Genomic DNA, 17,891 nt, shown 5'->3' with positions numbered 1-17,891 from the left:
AAAGATTAGTTGAAGTTCACAAATTTTACAATAAGTTGTTTTAGTAGTTCTTTGTCTTTTAAAGCAAGTTTCTGAGACTTTTGTATTAAAAGAGTTAGTTCAGTATCCTTTTCTTTATCAAGTCCACATAAGGCATCTAAAGAGACTTCTAGTTTTTTAGCAATCGCCAATACTACATCTAGTTTTGGTACCACTTCACCACGTTCATACCGTGCAATATTTCCATGACCTATCCTTAAATGGTTAGCCAATTGTTTTTGAGTAAGCTCTTTTTTAGTTCTATAATGCTTTAGGTTTTGGATAAAATCAGATAAAATTAAGTTCATAAAAGGTGTTTTAAAAAAAGATTCGTGCAATTTTTCTGTAAAAATAAGGGATTAAGAGCAAGTATCCAAATATGGATATTGTTTTATTACTCATTTGTGGATACCTTAGATTTTTCAATGCACTTTAAAAGTATCCATATATGAATATTTTAGACACAAGTAACACCAACAACTACAAGTACACTACAAAACATTTAGAACTCCATATTTTAGGTGGAATTAGAACCAACAAATTAGAAAGTCTACGAGTAACAATAAGCATACAGAAACCCAAACAGCATAACGTTTTAAGGCAAAGTATAGACTTGTATAATGATAATCAAGTAGAGAAGTTTGTAAGAAGATGTGCAGAACGTTTAGAGATTGGGACGAGTGTCGTAAGAAAAGTATTACAAGAACTCACACACGAATTACAGAATTATAGATTTTTATTATTAGACAAACAAGCAGAAGCCTATAAACCCTACACAAAAGAGTTAACAGCTAAAGAAATTGCAGAATCAGAAGAATTTTTAAGACAGGGAAACTTGCTAGAGAGAACCAACAAATACATCAGTGAATCTGGAGTTATTGGCGAAGACGTTAATAGATTGCTGATGTATTTAATTTTTACGTCAAGAAAAACCAACAATCCTTTGCACTGTATTTCTTTGGGAAGTTCTGGAACAGGTAAAACACACCTGCAATCTTCTATAGCAGCTTTAATGCCAGAAGAAGATATTATAGAAGTAACTACTTTATCTGCAAATGCTTTGTACTATTTTGCTAAAACAGAGCTCTCTCATCGAATTATTATGATAGAAGATTTAGACGGCGTACAAAAAGTATTGTATACCATTAGAGAATTTGCTAGTAAGAAATGGATTAAAAAACGCGTGGTTCATAAAGATAAAAACGGAGAGAGTAAAACCATTCCCTTAGAAGTACAAGGCCCTGTTTGTTTTGCAGGCGCTACCACCCAAGAGACTATTTACGAAGACAATGCCAATCGTTCTTTTTTATTATACATAGATGAAAGCCAAAAACAAGACAAACGTATTATGGATTATCAGCGATTAGTCATTGCAGGAAAAGTAGATGAAAGCCTACAGCATACAGCCAAAAGCTTATTGCAGAATATACAGAGAGTTTTAAAACCCATCAAAGTGATTAATCCGTATGCAGAATATTTAGAGCTTCCGCAATCCGTTTTTAAACCAAGAAGAACCAATGCTCATTATTTACGATTTATAAGTGCCATCACATTTTACAAACAATACCAACGCGAACACAAAGTAAATAAAGAAACTGGAGAAGAATACATAGAAACAGAAATAGAAGACATTAAAGAAGCAAATGAATTAATTATAGAAGTATTATTAAGAAAGTCAGATACATTAACAGGAGCTTGTAGAAATCACTTAGAGAATCTAAAACATACTTAAAGGAAGAGAATACAACCACGTTTACAAGTTCTGAAATTAGAAGAAAATTAAGACTCAAAGAAAGTACATTAAGAAACTATACTAAACAACTCTTATTAGAAGGTTATATAAGATACGTAAAAGCAGAAAAAGGGAAAATGTATCATTATGAAATTGTTGATATAGACGAATATACAAACCTTAAAGCGCAGATAAATAAAGCGTTACAAGACTGTATAGATAGAATAAAAGGTAAAGAATAATACTTGTCTGTACGACACGCACCCTCGCAAGTTCGCAACCACTTCGCAAGTAGCATTTTTGCGAAGTTATTTAATTAACAATCAGTTTATTAAATAAGGTTCGCAACAAAGCTTCAAAAAACACATACCGAGTAAAAAATAAAAAACGATAAGAATGAAAAAATTAATACTACAAAACGAACCTTATAAAATCTTTGTGAAGAACTTTAAAGAATGGTTAGACATCTTAGGTTATGCAGAAAGTACAGTGTATAGTTTACCCTTACATCTTCAGGAGTTTTTTTATTATTTAGAGCAAAGTAGTATTAAAAGTATCAATGATATTAGTACAAAGACAGTCAAAGAATATTATAGTTATTTACAAGAAAGGCCCAATCAAACAAGAAATGGAAGTTTAAGTAAAAGTTACTTAAACAAACACCAACAAGCTCTTAAGAAATTTAGAGAATATTTAAAACAACACAACTACAAAGACTTCAATATACATTTAAAAACAGAAGAGAATCCAACAGAAGAACGAATCAATATACTTACACAATTAGAAATTAAAGAACTCTTTAAAGCAACAGAGTATAGTCATAATTATGAGCATTATAGATTAAGAGATAAAGCCATCTTAGTAATCTTTTACAGTTGTGGATTACGCAGGACGGAGGCCGTCAGCCTAGATATAAAAGATATATTCTTTGATAAAGAGCGCATACACGTTAGAAAAGGAAAGAATTACAAGGAACGGGTAATACCCGTCAATAGATACAATTTACAAATCCTAGAAGACTATGTCTTTGAATCACGACCACAATTTACTCGCACTGAGCGAAGTCGAAGTGAAGAAGCACTATTTATTAGTAAACAAGGCAAGAGAATGGGTGGAATGAGTTTATCAAACCGATTGCAGAAAATTATACAAGCAAGTAATAACAAGGAGATTGTAGAAAAAAAAATTACACTACATACATTAAGACATAGCATTGCAACACATTTATTACAACAACAAGTAAAGCTAGAAAGCATTAAAACTTTTTTAGGCCATAGCTCTTTAGAATCCACTCAAATTTATACTCATTTAGTCGAGAGGCAAGCCTGTATTGAGCGAAGCCGAAATGACACCCAAACAATTTAAATAATGAACTATAAAACATATTTAGAGAAAGAGAATTATAGAACAACAACAATAGATAGTTATACAAACGGGGTAGGTAAGTTTATAAAATGGTGTAACAGAAATCATACAACTCCAGATCAAATAGATTACAAAACTTGTATGAAATATATTAAACACTTACAAAGAAAGAATACTAATAAAAAGACGGTAAATCATAAACTTGGAATCATAAAGAAGCTATCTAAACTATTTAATAGCTGTCGCCTTGCGGCCAGATAACCCGATAGAAACTACCACCATTAAAGGCATCAAAAGAACAGTCAATTACAACATCTTAGAATCTGATGAATTGGAAGATTTATATTATAGTTATCAAAGCGACAATGTCGCAGATAAGTACCACAGACTGTGTGCAAAGAGGAATAAAGTAATCGTTGGTTTACTAGTCTATCAAGGATTAAATACAACAGAACTCATACAATTAGAACTCGAAGATTTACAACTTTATAAAGGCAAAGTTTATATAAAAAGTGGAGCAAGAAGTAACTCAAGAACATTAGAATTAAAACCCTGGCAAGTCATAGAATTTTTAGAATATATAAAAGAAGTTAGAGAAGAAATATTGATTAGAAAACAACTAGAGACTGACAGAATATTTATACCAAATAACAAACGATTAGGAATCACAATCCATCATATTTTAAAGAAGTTAAAAAAGACAAATCATAAAGTAAATAGTTCCAATCAAATCCGAGCTTCAGTAATTACAAATTGGTTGAAACACTACAATTTAAGACAAGTGCAAGTCATGGCAGGGCATCGTTATATATCTTCTACAGAACGTTATGTACAAAACGATTTAGAATCTTTACATGAGATTGTAAATAACTTTCATCCAATTAATTAAAAAAATTAAGGAGCCAAATTAACACCTTAAATTGGAGGTCACAATTTGTGATCTCCAATTTAAAAAAACTATTTTTACACAAATTAAAGTATAAAAAATGAGCAACGAAATTACTATTCCAGATGAAATAATTTCTAATAAGATTTACTTTATTAGAAATCAAAAAGTAATGTTAGATAGAGACTTAGCAGAACTTTACGGAGTAGAAACTAGAGTTTTAAAACAAGCTGTAAGAAGAAATGAGAAACGTTTTCCAGAAGATTTTATGTTTGAAATGACAAAGCAAGAATTAGAAATTTGGAGATCGCAATTTGTTACTTCTAATCAAGATAAGAAAGGATTACGATATGCTCCATTTTGTTTTACTGAGCAAGGAGTTACAATGTTATCATGCATTTTAAATAGCGAAAGAGCAATTATAGTAAATATTAAAATCATTAGAGTTTTTACTAAGTTACGAACCATATTAACAGATAATTTAAGTGTAAAACTTGATATTGAACAAATCAAAAAGAAGTTAACGAATCATAGTAAGAATATAGAATTGGTATTTGATTATTTAGATGAATTAACAGAAAAGAAAGAGAATTCAATTCCACGAAAGCAAATAGGCTTTAAAAAATAGTATTAAACAGGGGGTTATAAGGTGTTCGCTACGCCCCTCTGTGCAGCACTTTTTTTTGGCCAAAAAAAAATACATCGGCTTACAGCCGTTTTTGTCCAAAAAAAAGCTGCTGCCTCCCTGCTTCTGCTCCGCTCACTCGCAGCTCCTCTGTATTTTTGTTAGGCTCCTATGGGTCGCCTACAAAAATCCACCGCTGCTTATCTGGCGCAGCCGCTGGTGCCAAAGCCTACTGCGCATTTTTTTTTAATCGATTTATTATTTTTATAATAAGGAGAAAAAAAATGCTTGTGGCGCGTCCACGCTGCTCACTTAATCGTTCGCAGACAATGTGTCCACGTCGGCTTTGGCGCTGCGCTTTCGCTGCGCTGGTTTTGCGTACAACGCAGAACACTCAATCGGCGTTGGCCTCTATAAACAGTACGGTTAAATCAAAAAAAGGGAAATACATAGTGGGCTATTATCCTGAAATGAGTTGACCGTTTTTTTAGCTAAATCCTAAAATAGATTTACAACCCGGAATCAATCCTAAAATGAGTTTACAGTTTTTAAAATCAGTACGGAAAACACTTGAGATATCACAGAGAGAAGAACTTACCATAAACGATGTAGTTCCGATGCTGAACGCACTATCGCTTGTCGGTTTTAAAAAGCTGACGATTTATCTCCCTGCTATAACCCTTTCTATAAATCCTCATCTTTTTAAAACGGAGGTAAACCGTTTTAATAATTGGCGATTTTTTAGAGGTGGAAAAAAGCCAGGGGAAAAATCGACAAGTATTAAAATGAAGCAACCGAAGGGCGCTAGTCTTCACAAAGAGCATAAAAAAAGAAGCTACCTAATTAAAAGATAACTTCTTACTTAGCAAACGATTTTAGTCCTCTAAGACGTCGTAGCTAAAATACGACTTTTTTACTTAAAAATCAAAGCTATTATCATCAATCTTAGTTCCACTGTGCGCTCAGGTAGCTATGAGCCTGGAGTATTTTACATAATTTACATTATAACTTACAAGCGAAGAACCGATCAAATAGTAAACTCCTGAATTTGTATTATAATGCCAATTATGTACAAATATCGAGGGAAAGGAAACGGAAAAAACACAGGGGTTTTGAGGAACGAAAATACTGGGTTTTTGGAGTGCGGATTTAATCATAAAATCATATATTTACAATGGTCATGAAGTGAGGACGTTCTTAAAAAAATCTGTTTTTGTCAGGTATAAGCGATAAAAAATGGGCTTTTATTAAAAAAAACGCATAAAGTTATATCCCTTTGGACTTGAACATAAAGGATACAATAATATTGTAACATCAACGAATCCAGCACAGAATTATACATACAACGGAAAAGAAAAACAAGAAGAGTTAGGTTTAAACTGGCTTGATTATGGTGCAAGAAATTATGACCCTGCGATAGGAAGATGGATGAACCTTGACCCTCTTGCTGAATTATATGACGATAACTCTCCATATAATTATGTGAAAAATAATCCAATCTATTTTGTTGACCCTGATGGAATGAAAATAGACCTTTCGGATATTTTTAAAGATAAAGAAAACTTTCAAAAAGGTGTAGAATTGTTACTTGATTTATCACAACAAACAGGCTTAAGCTTATCAGTAAATAAGAGTGATGGACTTTTAAATTATGGTAAAGACGAAAATGGTAAAGCAGAAGTAGAAGAAAGTGGTGGTCAACAACTTGGAAGTTCGGCAGCAAGAAGCAGTTTAGTTGGAGCTATTGACCACGAAGATACTGTTAATGTTTCTTTAGTTAGTCATAATTTAGGTAGTGCTACAGCTGGGAATGATATAAGATTAGACCCAACACAAATAGAAACTCAAATTGGAAATGTATCAGAAGGATTAAACTCTAAAACTTTAGGCTACGGTATGACTTTCTTGCACGAATTACATCATACAGATGTCGGAGGAGATTTACGAGATACTGATAAAGAGTTTTCTAAAGGTCCTGTAGTTGAGAAGATGAATGTAATAAGACAACAATTAGATGCAAACCCTTTAAATCAAATACTTGGAGAAGGTACACAATATGGTATTAGAAAATATTATATGAGTAGTGAAATCTCAAGGAAGACACACAAGAAAAGATATGATAAAATTTTATCTAAAGTTAGTTTTTCAATACTGAATGAAAAAGGTAGAAAGAAAGGAGCAAGTACAAAAACTCAAGTTGTTAAAAGAAAAAAAAGTAACTAAATGAAATATCTAATTTTAATAACAACATTTTTATTGCAATCTTGTGCAAGTGCTCAAGCCACAGATGTATATAGAAAAATAGTTGATGATATAAAAAACTCAAAAAAGTACGAGGATTTTACAAATCAGAGTAAACAGAAATGTAAAGGACTATTTGTGTCGAAGTATAAATATTCTGTCTGTAGTTTTGGTTCTTTTTTTAAAAATGAGGAGATAAAAGCATTTATTGATAATGAGTGTAGCGAAGAAGAAACCTTTAAAACAGAAAAAAGCAATGTTCTGAACAAACTTTCTGATAAGGGGGAAACGTGCTTTATAGCTGATTTTTCTTTTAAAGTCAAAGATAAGATAGCTGTAAAAATAATATCTAAAAGTGATGAGAATAAGATAGGTTACGAAAGTTTACACTTCTTATATGATGTAAGTAACAACCAAGCACAAAGGTTAGAAATCATAGAAGTCACAAATGATTAACAAGAAAAGACCACTTCATAACGAGGTGGTTTTTTTATGCTTTAAAGTGAAGCCATATTTTTAGAGAAGAAATCTTTAAACTTGGATTTAGTTAGCATACTATCAATAATACGCGGCACACACTATTAAAACCACGACAAAAAGGTTCCAACATTGGAACTTTCCAATAATGACAAGGGTTTTAAGGAAATGACATAAGTTGAAAATTTATAAAGACATAGGAATATTTAATAGTGGATATTTCTATGTTCTTTCATGACTATAAAGTGAATTTTATATAATCGTAACCATAGTTATCTAGGAAATGAGTTTATTTGAAGTATTTTAAGAATTACACCCTATAGGAATTACACAAGCATTAAATTCTTGATTGGTTCGTACCCCTGTATTCTATGATAAAAACAAGTAAAAGTTGAGATATTATTTTTACTAATTTATGCAGCAAATTTAAAAGTATCTACATAGGGTGTTTGTCGTTTGACAACGGCAAACACTCTTGCTATTAATTTGTTTCTAATAATGTTAACGGTACTCATTTTACTTTTGCCTTGTTTTATTCTTTTATGATAGTATAATTTCATTTCTGGGTTATGTTGTATAGCAGAAATAGCGCACATATTAATAATTGCTTTCAATTTTTTATTAGCCAAATGAGAGACTTTTGTACGTCCTTTAATACTAGTTCCAGATTGGTAAGGAAAAGGAGCAACACCACAATAAGAGGCAAACTTTCTCCAGTTTTCAAATTTTGAAAAATTGTCAGTAAACACAATCATCATTATAGCAGTTTGCATTCCTATACCTTTAACACTAGTAACAAGTTTATAGGTTTCTTTTAACATTATATTTTGGTCAATAATAGCTTGCATTTGAGTATTAATCTTGTGTATTTGTTTGGTTAGTTCTGCAATCATTTTTTGTTGAACGTCAAAGATTATTTTATACTCTTTTGCTTTATAAATTCTTTTTTGTTCTTTCAAAGTAACTTTAAAACCAGCTCTTTGTTTGTTAAGTTTTGTCCTTAAAGATAAGAGACTTTTTAGTTGTAATATACTTCTTTTAGGTAGCTTACTGGGTTTAAGTTCTTCTTTTAATCGATACCCATATAGAGCAATGCGTTTGGCATCAATTTGGTCATCCTTTCCACGAGCAATACCAATAGATCTTTTAATTTCTAAACCAGAAGCTATGAAAAAAGATAATTTTTGTTCAGTTAAAGACACAGATAATAAATGAGAGTACATTCCTGTATGTTCAAATACAAACATGGTTTCTTCTTTAGAGAAAGACGAATTTTTAAAACTCCACTTTAGCATTAATTTAAATCCAGATTTACTGTTCTCAAACTGTTGAACAATTTGTTTAGAATAGATACAAACATCAATTAATAATTTACTGACATCGATTCCGATAATTTCATTTGTTTTCATAATTTTGTAATTAGATATTAATAATAGTTACTTAAACTAAGACCTTTAATAAGGGCAGAAACTGAAATTCTATATGGTTCTAAGTAACTTTTAAAAAGAACGGAGACTAATACGGGGGATGGCTCTAAAAAGCTAGCTGGCCGCTAAAGTTCACTCCGTTCTTTTGTGTTTTTGGTTATCAACAAAATAAGAGTTATTAACAAAGAAAAAAAGAAGCAAAAAAAGAAATTTCATCATAACTATTATGTTTTTATTTTAAGTAATTATTTCTATTTGCTAATCTAAAGGCTCGTCCTAGTATGTCACGCAACCGCTACCGCTAGCATTTGCTAGTGGCGTTTGTGAGTAAAACAACGAAAAAAAGGAGTTTAAGAAATTAAGATATTTTTTTCGTTGTTTTTAGCAAATTACAGTTTACAAAAACGCTTGCAATACCTGTTCTAAAGCGGTTATTTTATTTTGGTTTTAAAACCTGCTCCGTTCACACCCCAAAATTTACCGAAAACAAAAAAGTTATTAACATTCCTTTTTTTCTTCTCTACCCCTTTATACGCCTATCTTTCTTCCGTTTTTTCTTTGTTTTTGTTTTCCGCCCCATTCCGTCCTCATTTCAGGGGTTTTTGTGGGGCTTTTTTGTGTTTTTCGTTTGGGTTTTTAGGTTTTTTTGGTGGTGGTTTTTCTTGGGCTTTTTTTCGTTTCGTTTTTGGTCTTTTAAAACGTTTTTTATCTTAAATTTCATTTTTTTATTGCCGTAAGGCAAAAGGGCTTTTTTTTGACTGAAACAGTCATTTATTTGTTATTTTTTTGAGCCGATTATTCGGCTTCATCACGCCAAAGACAAACTGTTTTTTTGGGCTTTTTTTACCGCTTTGCGGTGGGGCTTTTTGTGGTAATCAACCACAAACATTTTTTTTGTTTTTTCTTCTTCTTTTACACTGCTTTGCAGGGCAATTTTTGAACTTTTTTAGTGAGCCGACACAGGTTTTTTTTGCGATTTTCCGCAATTATTTTGACAAATCTTGCGCCTAATTTAAGATTTTATGACCTAAATTTTTGTTCTTATTTTAAGGCTGAATTATTTTTTGGTTTTAGGCGTTTTACTTCTCATTTCTCTCTAAATATTGACTGTTTTTTGACTTTGAGTTATTAACAATTACGCCATTTTGTCGGTGTTGGTTGGTTGTGGTTCTGCAACCCATTTTATAAGCTGATTTTTGTCAATTTATTAGCAAAATTGATTTTTATGCTCCGAAAATCGGAGTATTTTTTTGGGCTTTTTTTCCGCCAAAGGCGGTGGGGCTTTTTTTTTGGGTTTTCAACCCATTTTTTTAGTTTTTAAACAAACTATTTTTGATATTTTGGCAAACTCAATACAAGTTTTAGGCGGTTCTTATTTGTTCACTTTTTTGTCAATTTAGTATTTGATTTTTAAAAGCAATTTTAAGCCTGTTTTTTGCTCTTTTTTAGCCGTTTTTCGGCTCTCAGATTTAGGGTTTTGTTTCTGTTCTTTTTTGTACTTTTTCTTCTCTTTTTTGCTTTGGTTTTGAGCTGTTTTTGGTTTCGTTTTCCTGTGTTTTTCGCCCCCACAAAAACCCCTGAAATGAGGGCGGAATGGGGCGGAAAACAAAAACAAAGAAAAAACGGAAGAAAGATAGGCGTATAAAGGGGTAGAGAAGAAAAAAAGGAATGTTAATAACTTTTTTGTTTTCGGTAAATTTTGGGGTGTGAACGGAGCAGGTTTTAAAACCAAAATAAAATAACCGCTTTAGAACAGGTATTGCAAGCGTTTTTGTAAACTGTAATTTGCTAAAAACAACGAAAAAAATATCTTAATTTCTTAAACTCCTTTTTTTCGTTGTTTTACTCACAAACGCCACTAGCAAATGCTAGCGGTAGCGGTTGCGTGACATACTAGGACGAGCCTTTAGATTAGCAAATAGAAATAATTACTTAAAATAAAAACATAATAGTTATGATGAAATTTCTTTTTTTGCTTCTTTTTTTCTTTGTTAATAACTCTTATTTTGTTGATAACCAAAAACACAAAAGAACGGAGTGAACTTTAGCGGCCAGCTAGCTTTTTAGAGCCATCCCCCGTATTAGTCTCCGTTCTTTTTAAAAGTTACTTAGAACCATATAGAATTTCAGTTTCTGCCCTTATTAAAGGTCTTAGTTTAAGTAACTATTATTAATATCTAATTACAAAATTATGAAAACAAATGAAATTATCGGAATCGATGTCAGTAAATTATTAATTGATGTTTGTATCTATTCTAAACAAATTGTTCAACAGTTTGAGAACAGTAAATCTGGATTTAAATTAATGCTAAAGTGGAGTTTTAAAAATTCGTCTTTCTCTAAAGAAGAAACCATGTTTGTATTTGAACATACAGGAATGTACTCTCATTTATTATCTGTGTCTTTAACTGAACAAAAATTATCTTTTTTCATAGCTTCTGGTTTAGAAATTAAAAGATCTATTGGTATTGCTCGTGGAAAGGATGACCAAATTGATGCCAAACGCATTGCTCTATATGGGTATCGATTAAAAGAAGAACTTAAACCCAGTAAGCTACCTAAAAGAAGTATATTACAACTAAAAAGTATCTTATCTTTAAGGACAAAACTTAACAAACAAAGAGCTGGTTTTAAAGTTACTTTGAAAGAACAAAAAAGAATTTATAAAGCAAAAGAGTATAAAATAATCTTTGACGTTCAACAAAAAATGATTGCAGAACTAACCAAACAAATACACAAGATTAATACTCAAATGCAAGCTATTATTGACCAAAATATAATGTTAAAAGAAACCTATAAACTTGTTACTAGTGTTAAAGGTATAGGAATGCAAACTGCTATAATGATGATTGTGTTTACTGACAATTTTTCAAAATTTGAAAACTGGAGAAAGTTTGCCTCTTATGGTGGTGTTGCTCCTTTTCCTTACCAATCTGGAACTAGTATTAAAGGACGTACAAAAGTCTCTCATTTGGCTAATAAAAAATTGAAAGCAATTATTAATATGTGCGCTATTTCTGCTATACAACATAACCCAGAAATGAAATTATACTATCATAAAAGAATAAAACAAGGCAAAAGTAAAATGAGTACCGTTAACATTATTAGAAACAAATTAATAGCAAGAGTGTTTGCCGTTGTCAAACGACAAACACCCTATGTAGATACTTTTAAATTTGCTGCATAAATTAGTAAAAATAATATCTCAACTTTTACTTGTTTTTATCATAGAATACAGGGGTACGAACCAATCAAGAATTTAATGCTTGTGTAATTCCTATAGGGTGTAATTCTTAAAATACTTCAAATAAACTCATTTCCTAGATAACTATGGTTACGATTATATAAAATTCACTTTATAGTCATGAAAGAACATAGAAATATCCACTATTAAATATTCCTATGTCTTTATAAATTTTCAACTTATGTCATTTCCTTAAAACCCTTGTCATTATTGGAAAGTTCCAATGTTGGAACCTTTTTGTCGTGGTTTTAATAGTGTGTGCCGCGTATTATTGATAGTATGCTAACTAAATCCAAGTTTAAAGATTTCTTCTCTAAAAATATGGCTTCACTTTAAAGCATAAAAAAACCACCTCGTTATGAAGTGGTCTTTTCTTGTTAATCATTTGTGACTTCTATGATTTCTAACCTTTGTGCTTGGTTGTTACTTACATCATATAAGAAGTGTAAACTTTCGTAACCTATCTTATTCTCATCACTTTTAGATATTATTTTTACAGCTATCTTATCTTTGACTTTAAAAGAAAAATCAGCTATAAAGCACGTTTCCCCCTTATCAGAAAGTTTGTTCAGAACATTGCTTTTTTCTGTTTTAAAGGTTTCTTCTTCGCTACACTCATTATCAATAAATGCTTTTATCTCCTCATTTTTAAAAAAAGAACCAAAACTACAGACAGAATATTTATACTTCGACACAAATAGTCCTTTACATTTCTGTTTACTCTGATTTGTAAAATCCTCGTACTTTTTTGAGTTTTTTATATCATCAACTATTTTTCTATATACATCTGTGGCTTGAGCACTTGCACAAGATTGCAATAAAAATGTTGTTATTAAAATTAGATATTTCATTTAGTTACTTTTTTTTCTTTTAACAACTTGAGTTTTTGTACTTGCTCCTTTCTTTCTACCTTTTTCATTCAGTATTGAAAAACTAACTTTAGATAAAATTTTATCATATCTTTTCTTGTGTGTCTTCCTTGAGATTTCACTACTCATATAATATTTTCTAATACCATATTGTGTACCTTCTCCAAGTATTTGATTTAAAGGGTTTGCATCTAATTGTTGTCTTATTACATTCATCTTCTCAACTACAGGACCTTTAGAAAACTCTTTATCAGTATCTCGTAAATCTCCTCCGACATCTGTATGATGTAATTCGTGCAAGAAAGTCATACCGTAGCCTAAAGTTTTAGAGTTTAATCCTTCTGATACATTTCCAATTTGAGTTTCTATTTGTGTTGGGTCTAATCTTATATCATTCCCAGCTGTAGCACTACCTAAATTATGACTAACTAAAGAAACATTAACAGTATCTTCGTGGTCAATAGCTCCAACTAAACTGCTTCTTGCTGCCGAACTTCCAAGTTGTTGACCACCACTTTCTTCTACTTCTGCTTTACCATTTTCGTCTTTACCATAATTTAAAAGTCCATCACTCTTATTTACTGATAAGCTTAAGCCTGTTTGTTGTGATAAATCAAGTAACAATTCTACACCTTTTTGAAAGTTTTCTTTATCTTTAAAAATATCCGAAAGGTCTATTTTCATTCCATCAGGGTCAACAAAATAGATTGGATTATTTTTCACATAATTATATGGAGAGTTATCGTCATATAATTCAGCAAGAGGGTCAAGGTTCATCCATCTTCCTATCGCAGGGTCATAATTTCTTGCACCATAATCAAGCCAGTTTAAACCTAACTCTTCTTGTTTTTCTTTTCCGTTGTATGTATAATTCTGTGCTGGATTCGTTGATGTTACAATATTATTGTATCCTTTATGTTCAAGTCCAAAGAGGAAATAACTACGTCTTTTTAAATCACTTTTCTTTGAGGTCAATGTTTTTTTATTCCAAACTAATTTTAGTTCAGTACTTTGATGATATTTTAATTTTAAACAGCCCAAATTTTTTATAAAAAAGTGAAGTTCAAAAATAAGTAAAGTATGGCTAATAATAATAAAAAATACTGTAAAATTAGTTTGGTTCTGCTACCCTTTAGGTTTTTAGTTCGCTAATTGATAAGATTATCGGTTTACGATATGTGTATAAATCTGCGTACTTTCTAGTGAAGAATGCCCCAAGAACTGTGCAATATTTTCAATACTAACACCATTTTGAAGTAGTTGTGTAGCGATACTATGGCGTAAAATATGAAAGGTTAATCTTTTGCTTTGTATGACTTTATTTGGCGTGATTTTCTGTAAATCTTTAAGACTGTTTGTAAGCCCACAAGAACTATGAATAAAGAGTTTTCGGTGTGTTATTTTTTGCAGGTTTCTAAAATTGTAAACGTAGTTTTCCAGTACTTTATAAACCCCTGTACTTAATGGGATGATGCGGTCTTTATAATTTTTTCCTTGTCTTATAAAAAGCGTTTTAGTATCAAAATTAATGTCCGTTACTTCAAGGTTCATCCCCTCGGTTCTGCGTATGCCACAACCATAAAACAAAGCAAAAATAAGTTTTAATTGTTCCTGCTTTTTCTCTCTTTTTTCAAAATGATATTTGGGGTATGTTTTTGAGATATTGTTTTGCAATTCCTTTATTTCTTCTTTGGTAAAAGGGTGTATATTGTTTACTCTTTCCTGCTTGTCCTGTTCAATTCTGTAATTTGTTGGGTTGGGTGCGGTGTGCATTCCTATTTGATGCATAAACTCCATCAGCTTGTCTATGGCATCAAAAGTTTTGTTGAGATGTGCAGTACTCAACCCGCCTTTTCTTCGCTTGTTTGGGCGTATTTGTAAGTAATTAAAATAAGTAGTAATGTGCTTTGCAGTCAGCTTGTTTATTTGGCTCACGCCCTGCGTGTCAAGCCAATTAAAAAAATCCCTTACACTAAAATTATAGTTGTAAACAATGGAATGTGAAAAGCCCAAAGTAGCCAACCACTCTTTATATTCTTGGTTAATAATTGTTAGGTTTTCGCTCAAAATGGATGATGTTTTGCAATGTCATCAGTTAGGCTTTCCAAATCGTTTACCTTATAACTTTCGGTGCTAGATATGTAGCGATGTCCTGCTAAATATTGTGCTTTTCGCAATCCCTCATTTTTTATCCAATTTGTAATAACCGAAGCTCGTAACTGCTTAAAATTTAAAAAATTACTGTCTATTTTCTTAACCTGTTTAGCAAGGTATTGCACCACTCCTCGAAAATCTTGAATATTGTTTTTTTCATTGGAAATAGGGTAAGACAAAAAAAGCTGTTCAGTTTCTTGATTATATAAGTTTGCTATTTTAGGTCTTATTTGCTGTGTATAATTGATTAAAACACCTATTTGTGTAGCATTTAAAACAATGGTTCTGCCATTACTTTTTTTTGCTTTTTGTATTTTTAAAGTGGCTTTGTTTAGGTCTAAATCGGTAAGTTTTATTTTTTTTAATTCTTTGGTTAGCAAACCTTGATACACAAGCATCCCCAACATACAATAGTTTCTTTCTCTGCATAAAAGAGAGCGTTCTCGGTCGTTTTCTCCTACGTATTTATTGTAGTTGAAATTCCTAATAAAGTTGTGGTAAAAATTATCGTTTAGCTGTTCCAGTTCTGCAAAAGAATAGATATTGTAAAGTGTTTTTTTTCTTGCTCCTCTTATTTTTAAAAAGTTAGTGGGGTTGGTCGCTATTAAATCATTTTGCTGTAAAAAAGTAAAATAATGCCTTAAAGCTGTTAAATCTCCTTTACGTCTGCTGTTGGTTTGGTGAAGATTTTTTTTAAGATAGGACAAGTACTCCAAAACATCTTTTTTAGTAGTATTAATGTCTTCCTTTGTAAACCATTTTAAAAAATCAGCTACGCTTTTGGTGTATTTTTTTTGCGTGATTTCTGCGTGGTTTTTGGTTTGTAAATAGTTAATAAAATCTTGCATTGTTCAAAAAATAAAATTTAGTGTCGTCTTACTTCTAAAGGCTTATGATTGTTGAGTTTTAGAGTTAGACACTTCCTTTTGACTAACTGGCTTACTGTTTTGCTTTTCGTGTTCTTTTTGATGCTCTTTTTTTATTTTTTCAAGTGTATATTTTAAGTCTTTTTCAATGCGGTTTTGTACATCTGTTTGATTGCCAAATTGTGTAATTTTGTAAACAAAACCCTCACGGTGTTTGTTTCCACCAACCACTTGAACATAAGCATACAATTTGAGTTCTTGCAGGTATCGGTTTAAAGTTCTTGGATGAATTGGTTTTGCTTTTCTAATATCCAAAGCTGTAAATTGAGTTGTTTTGGCTTCTGCCAAAAAATCAGTTAGCCAATGATAAAATCCTCTTGCTGTTGTGCTTAATTCATCCGCTCTACGGAACAAAGAATTTTTAAGATATTTAAAAGCTAATGCTATATCGTTTGGGTGGGTCTTTACAAAAATTTCTCCTGTTGTTTTATCAACTGTTTGCTCTCTTTGGAACTGAAAAAAATAGGTAATAACTTCAATAAAATTGAGCAATAACAATAATGATTTTCTTGGGTGATTTACGTCTTTTGGAAGTTCAATCAATGTAGCAAAAGGGTTTGTAATTGATACATTTTGAAGTGTTGCAATTACGTTTTTTAGTTTTGTTTGTGTGGTTTTGATTTCATCCGTTTTTATAAGTCCTGCTTTGCACTTTTTTTGATATTCCATAATAGCAATATCTTGGCTTTGGCTATGGTTTAAATGGAGCATCAAAAAAGGCAAACTCAAACTTTCATAATTTTTATCAGAATAAGCACAAGCCAGTAAACAAAGATTTCCAGTAACTTCAAAAGTAGTGCTGTGTAGCATTCCGTCTTTGTCTTTGGTGGCTCTAGTTTTTACTAATTTTCCTTGTGTTTGCAGAGTTGCCAAAGGCGATAACATTTGTGTAGTCCATTCTAAATCCTCAATTAAAAGGGCTTTGTTTTGAAGTTCGTAAGAGTTGAAATAATACAAGGCGTTTGCAGATATTTGTGTATGAAAACTAAAAGAATTATTGGGCATACATTCACTTAATTTTTGTAAAATATAGCTTTTACCAATACCACTTTTTGCCAAACACAAAACAGAAAATGGATTGCTATATTTATAGGAAGCCAAAGCAAGAAACAAAATAACGGCGTTTTCATCCTCGCCAATGATACCAGTTGTATTTAAACCTTTTATAAGTTGTGAAAGCAAGTTTTTACTTTTTAGTATTTTCAATGCTTCTTTTTTATCGTCTGCGGATACTTCAAAATTTTCTTTTGATTTTTTTCCTGTATATCGTAAAGAGTGCAATAGGTAATTCTCTAATTGTAGAATAAGGCTGTGTAAAGTTTTAGAAACCTCCAACATTTTAAGTTCCCATTTGTCGCAAAGTGTACGGATTAATTTATCGGTTTGGTGGTCGTTGTACAGGTCAAGTGTGCTTCTAAATGACGGATAATTTTTGTGGGTAATTCGCAAAGTGCAAACCATTCTTTCTACTTGTTGCAAATCTACGCCACCCAAAATATCAATGCTTAAAAAAGCATCATTAAAAGTGATAAAATTTGTGTTGTGTAGGGTTAAGTTTTCCATTGTAATAGGTTTAAATTTAAATTCAAATTTCTAAAGAAATTACGAAAAACAAAGGAATAGATATACACAAAGGGCAAAAGAAGAAAAGCCCCATTCCGCCCTCATTTCAGGGGTTTTTGTGGGGGCGAAAAACACAGAAAAACGAAACCAAAAACAGCTCAAAACCAAAGCAAAAAAGAGAAGAAAAAGTACAAAAAAGAACAGAAACAAAACCCTAAATCTGAGAGCCGAAAAACGGCTAAAAAAGAGCAAAAAACAGGCTTAAAATTGCTTTTAAAAATCAAATACTAAATTGACAAAAAAGTGAACAAATAAGAACCGCCTAAAACTTGTATTGAGTTTGCCAAAATATCAAAAATAGTTT

18 protein-coding genes are annotated in these 17,891 nt (G+C 31.5%); 10 read left to right on the top strand and 8 right to left on the bottom strand.

Annotation, left to right across the window (positions count from 1 at the left end; all coding sequences use genetic code 11):
• Window positions 1-5: 5 nt before the first annotated feature.
• On the bottom strand, window positions 6-326 hold the full coding sequence (locus GKR88_17025) for a helix-turn-helix domain-containing protein (protein QMU65809.1): 321 nt from the start codon (window positions 324-326) through the stop codon (window positions 6-8).
• 140 nt (window positions 327-466) lie between these two features.
• Between GKR88_17025 and GKR88_17020 the strand changes: the two genes are divergently transcribed.
• From GKR88_17020 to GKR88_16980, 9 genes are all read left to right on the top strand, one after another.
• A complete protein-coding gene (locus GKR88_17020; GenBank protein ID QMU65808.1) occupies window positions 467-1,750 on the top strand; it encodes a hypothetical protein in 1,284 nt (427 codons plus the stop codon).
• A 396-nt stretch (window positions 1,751-2,146) separates the two neighbouring features.
• Entirely contained in the window at window positions 2,147-3,115 is a 969-nt protein-coding gene (locus GKR88_17015; GenBank protein ID QMU65807.1) for a tyrosine-type recombinase/integrase, read from the top strand.
• A gap of 3 nt (window positions 3,116-3,118) precedes the next feature.
• Window positions 3,119-3,376 carry a hypothetical protein gene (locus GKR88_17010; protein ID QMU65806.1) on the top strand — a complete coding sequence of 86 codons (258 nt, stop codon included), beginning with the start codon at window positions 3,119-3,121 and terminating at the stop codon, window positions 3,374-3,376.
• Window positions 3,351-4,004: a tyrosine-type recombinase/integrase gene (locus GKR88_17005; GenBank protein QMU65805.1), complete on the top strand. Its 654-nt coding sequence runs from the start codon at window positions 3,351-3,353 to the stop codon at window positions 4,002-4,004. Before GKR88_17010 ends, GKR88_17005 begins: the two co-directional genes overlap by 26 nt.
• A gap of 97 nt (window positions 4,005-4,101) precedes the next feature.
• Complete coding sequence (locus GKR88_17000) at window positions 4,102-4,629, top strand: ORF6N domain-containing protein (protein ID QMU65804.1); 528 nt, start codon at window positions 4,102-4,104, stop codon at window positions 4,627-4,629.
• 155 nt (window positions 4,630-4,784) lie between these two features.
• Window positions 4,785-5,105, top strand: a complete 321-nt coding sequence (locus tag GKR88_16995) for a hypothetical protein (protein ID QMU65803.1) — start codon at window positions 4,785-4,787, stop codon at window positions 5,103-5,105.
• 54 nt (window positions 5,106-5,159) lie between these two features.
• The gene (locus GKR88_16990; GenBank protein QMU65802.1) at window positions 5,160-5,480 is read left to right on the top strand and encodes a hypothetical protein; all 321 of its coding nucleotides are present in this window, start codon (window positions 5,160-5,162) and stop codon (window positions 5,478-5,480) included.
• A 406-nt stretch (window positions 5,481-5,886) separates the two neighbouring features.
• Window positions 5,887-6,849 (top strand): hypothetical protein, encoded by a 963-nt coding sequence (locus tag GKR88_16985; GenBank protein QMU65801.1) that lies wholly within the window; start codon window positions 5,887-5,889, stop codon window positions 6,847-6,849.
• Complete coding sequence (locus tag GKR88_16980; GenBank protein QMU65800.1) at window positions 6,850-7,323, top strand: hypothetical protein; 474 nt, start codon at window positions 6,850-6,852, stop codon at window positions 7,321-7,323.
• Between the two features lie 434 nt (window positions 7,324-7,757).
• On the opposite strand, the gene GKR88_16975 is transcribed toward GKR88_16980, so the two are convergent.
• Complete coding sequence (locus tag GKR88_16975; GenBank protein ID QMU65799.1) at window positions 7,758-8,753, bottom strand: transposase; 996 nt, start codon at window positions 8,751-8,753, stop codon at window positions 7,758-7,760.
• Between the two features lie 1,414 nt (window positions 8,754-10,167).
• Complete coding sequence (locus GKR88_16970; protein ID QMU65798.1) at window positions 10,168-10,503, bottom strand: hypothetical protein; 336 nt, start codon at window positions 10,501-10,503, stop codon at window positions 10,168-10,170.
• A gap of 459 nt (window positions 10,504-10,962) precedes the next feature.
• On the opposite strand from GKR88_16970, the gene GKR88_16965 reads away from it, so the two are divergent.
• Window positions 10,963-11,958, top strand: a complete 996-nt coding sequence (locus GKR88_16965; GenBank protein QMU65797.1) for a transposase — start codon at window positions 10,963-10,965, stop codon at window positions 11,956-11,958.
• 434 nt (window positions 11,959-12,392) lie between these two features.
• Here the strand turns inward: GKR88_16965 and GKR88_16960 are convergent, their stop codons facing one another.
• The 5 genes from GKR88_16960 to GKR88_16940 all read right to left on the bottom strand — a co-directional run bounded on the left by GKR88_16960 (window position 12,393) and on the right by GKR88_16940 (window position 17,527).
• Window positions 12,393-12,866: a hypothetical protein gene (locus GKR88_16960; protein QMU65796.1), complete on the bottom strand. Its 474-nt coding sequence runs from the start codon at window positions 12,864-12,866 to the stop codon at window positions 12,393-12,395.
• Entirely contained in the window at window positions 12,867-13,979 is a 1,113-nt protein-coding gene (locus tag GKR88_16955) for a hypothetical protein (GenBank protein ID QMU65795.1), read from the bottom strand.
• Window positions 13,980-14,045: 66 nt separating this feature from the next.
• Window positions 14,046-14,951: a tyrosine-type recombinase/integrase gene (locus tag GKR88_16950; protein QMU65794.1), complete on the bottom strand. Its 906-nt coding sequence runs from the start codon at window positions 14,949-14,951 to the stop codon at window positions 14,046-14,048.
• Entirely contained in the window at window positions 14,948-15,886 is a 939-nt protein-coding gene (locus GKR88_16945; GenBank protein ID QMU65793.1) for a tyrosine-type recombinase/integrase, read from the bottom strand. Before GKR88_16945 ends, GKR88_16950 begins: the two co-directional genes overlap by 4 nt.
• Before the next feature lie 42 nt (window positions 15,887-15,928).
• The gene (locus GKR88_16940; GenBank protein QMU65792.1) at window positions 15,929-17,527 is read right to left on the bottom strand and encodes a hypothetical protein; all 1,599 of its coding nucleotides are present in this window, start codon (window positions 17,525-17,527) and stop codon (window positions 15,929-15,931) included.
• Between the last annotated feature and the right edge of the window lie 364 nt (window positions 17,528-17,891).

It is taken from the genome of Flavobacteriaceae bacterium (assembly GCA_014075215.1).
GTDB lineage: Bacteria > Bacteroidota > Bacteroidia > Flavobacteriales > Flavobacteriaceae > Polaribacter.
The sequence above is the reverse complement of the archived record's forward strand: the minus strand, read 5'-3'. Positions and strand labels throughout refer to the sequence as shown.

Coding starts and splice junctions, on each gene's coding strand:
- GKR88_17020 (QMU65808.1), top strand. CDS start 467: ATGAATATTTTAGACACAAGTAACACCAACAACTACAAGTACACTACA.
- GKR88_17010 (QMU65806.1), top strand. CDS start 3,119: ATGAACTATAAAACATATTTAGAGAAAGAGAATTATAGAACAACAACA.
- GKR88_16960 (QMU65796.1), bottom strand. CDS start 12,866: ATGAAATATCTAATTTTAATAACAACATTTTTATTGCAATCTTGTGCA.
- GKR88_16980 (QMU65800.1), top strand. CDS start 6,850: ATGAAATATCTAATTTTAATAACAACATTTTTATTGCAATCTTGTGCA.
- GKR88_17025 (QMU65809.1), bottom strand. CDS start 326: ATGAACTTAATTTTATCTGATTTTATCCAAAACCTAAAGCATTATAGA.
- GKR88_16990 (QMU65802.1), top strand. CDS start 5,160: ATGAGTTTACAGTTTTTAAAATCAGTACGGAAAACACTTGAGATATCA.
- GKR88_17000 (QMU65804.1), top strand. CDS start 4,102: ATGAGCAACGAAATTACTATTCCAGATGAAATAATTTCTAATAAGATT.
- GKR88_17015 (QMU65807.1), top strand. CDS start 2,147: ATGAAAAAATTAATACTACAAAACGAACCTTATAAAATCTTTGTGAAG.
- GKR88_16940 (QMU65792.1), bottom strand. CDS start 17,527: ATGGAAAACTTAACCCTACACAACACAAATTTTATCACTTTTAATGAT.
- GKR88_16965 (QMU65797.1), top strand. CDS start 10,963: ATGAAAACAAATGAAATTATCGGAATCGATGTCAGTAAATTATTAATT.
- GKR88_16945 (QMU65793.1), bottom strand. CDS start 15,886: ATGCAAGATTTTATTAACTATTTACAAACCAAAAACCACGCAGAAATC.
- GKR88_16975 (QMU65799.1), bottom strand. CDS start 8,753: ATGAAAACAAATGAAATTATCGGAATCGATGTCAGTAAATTATTAATT.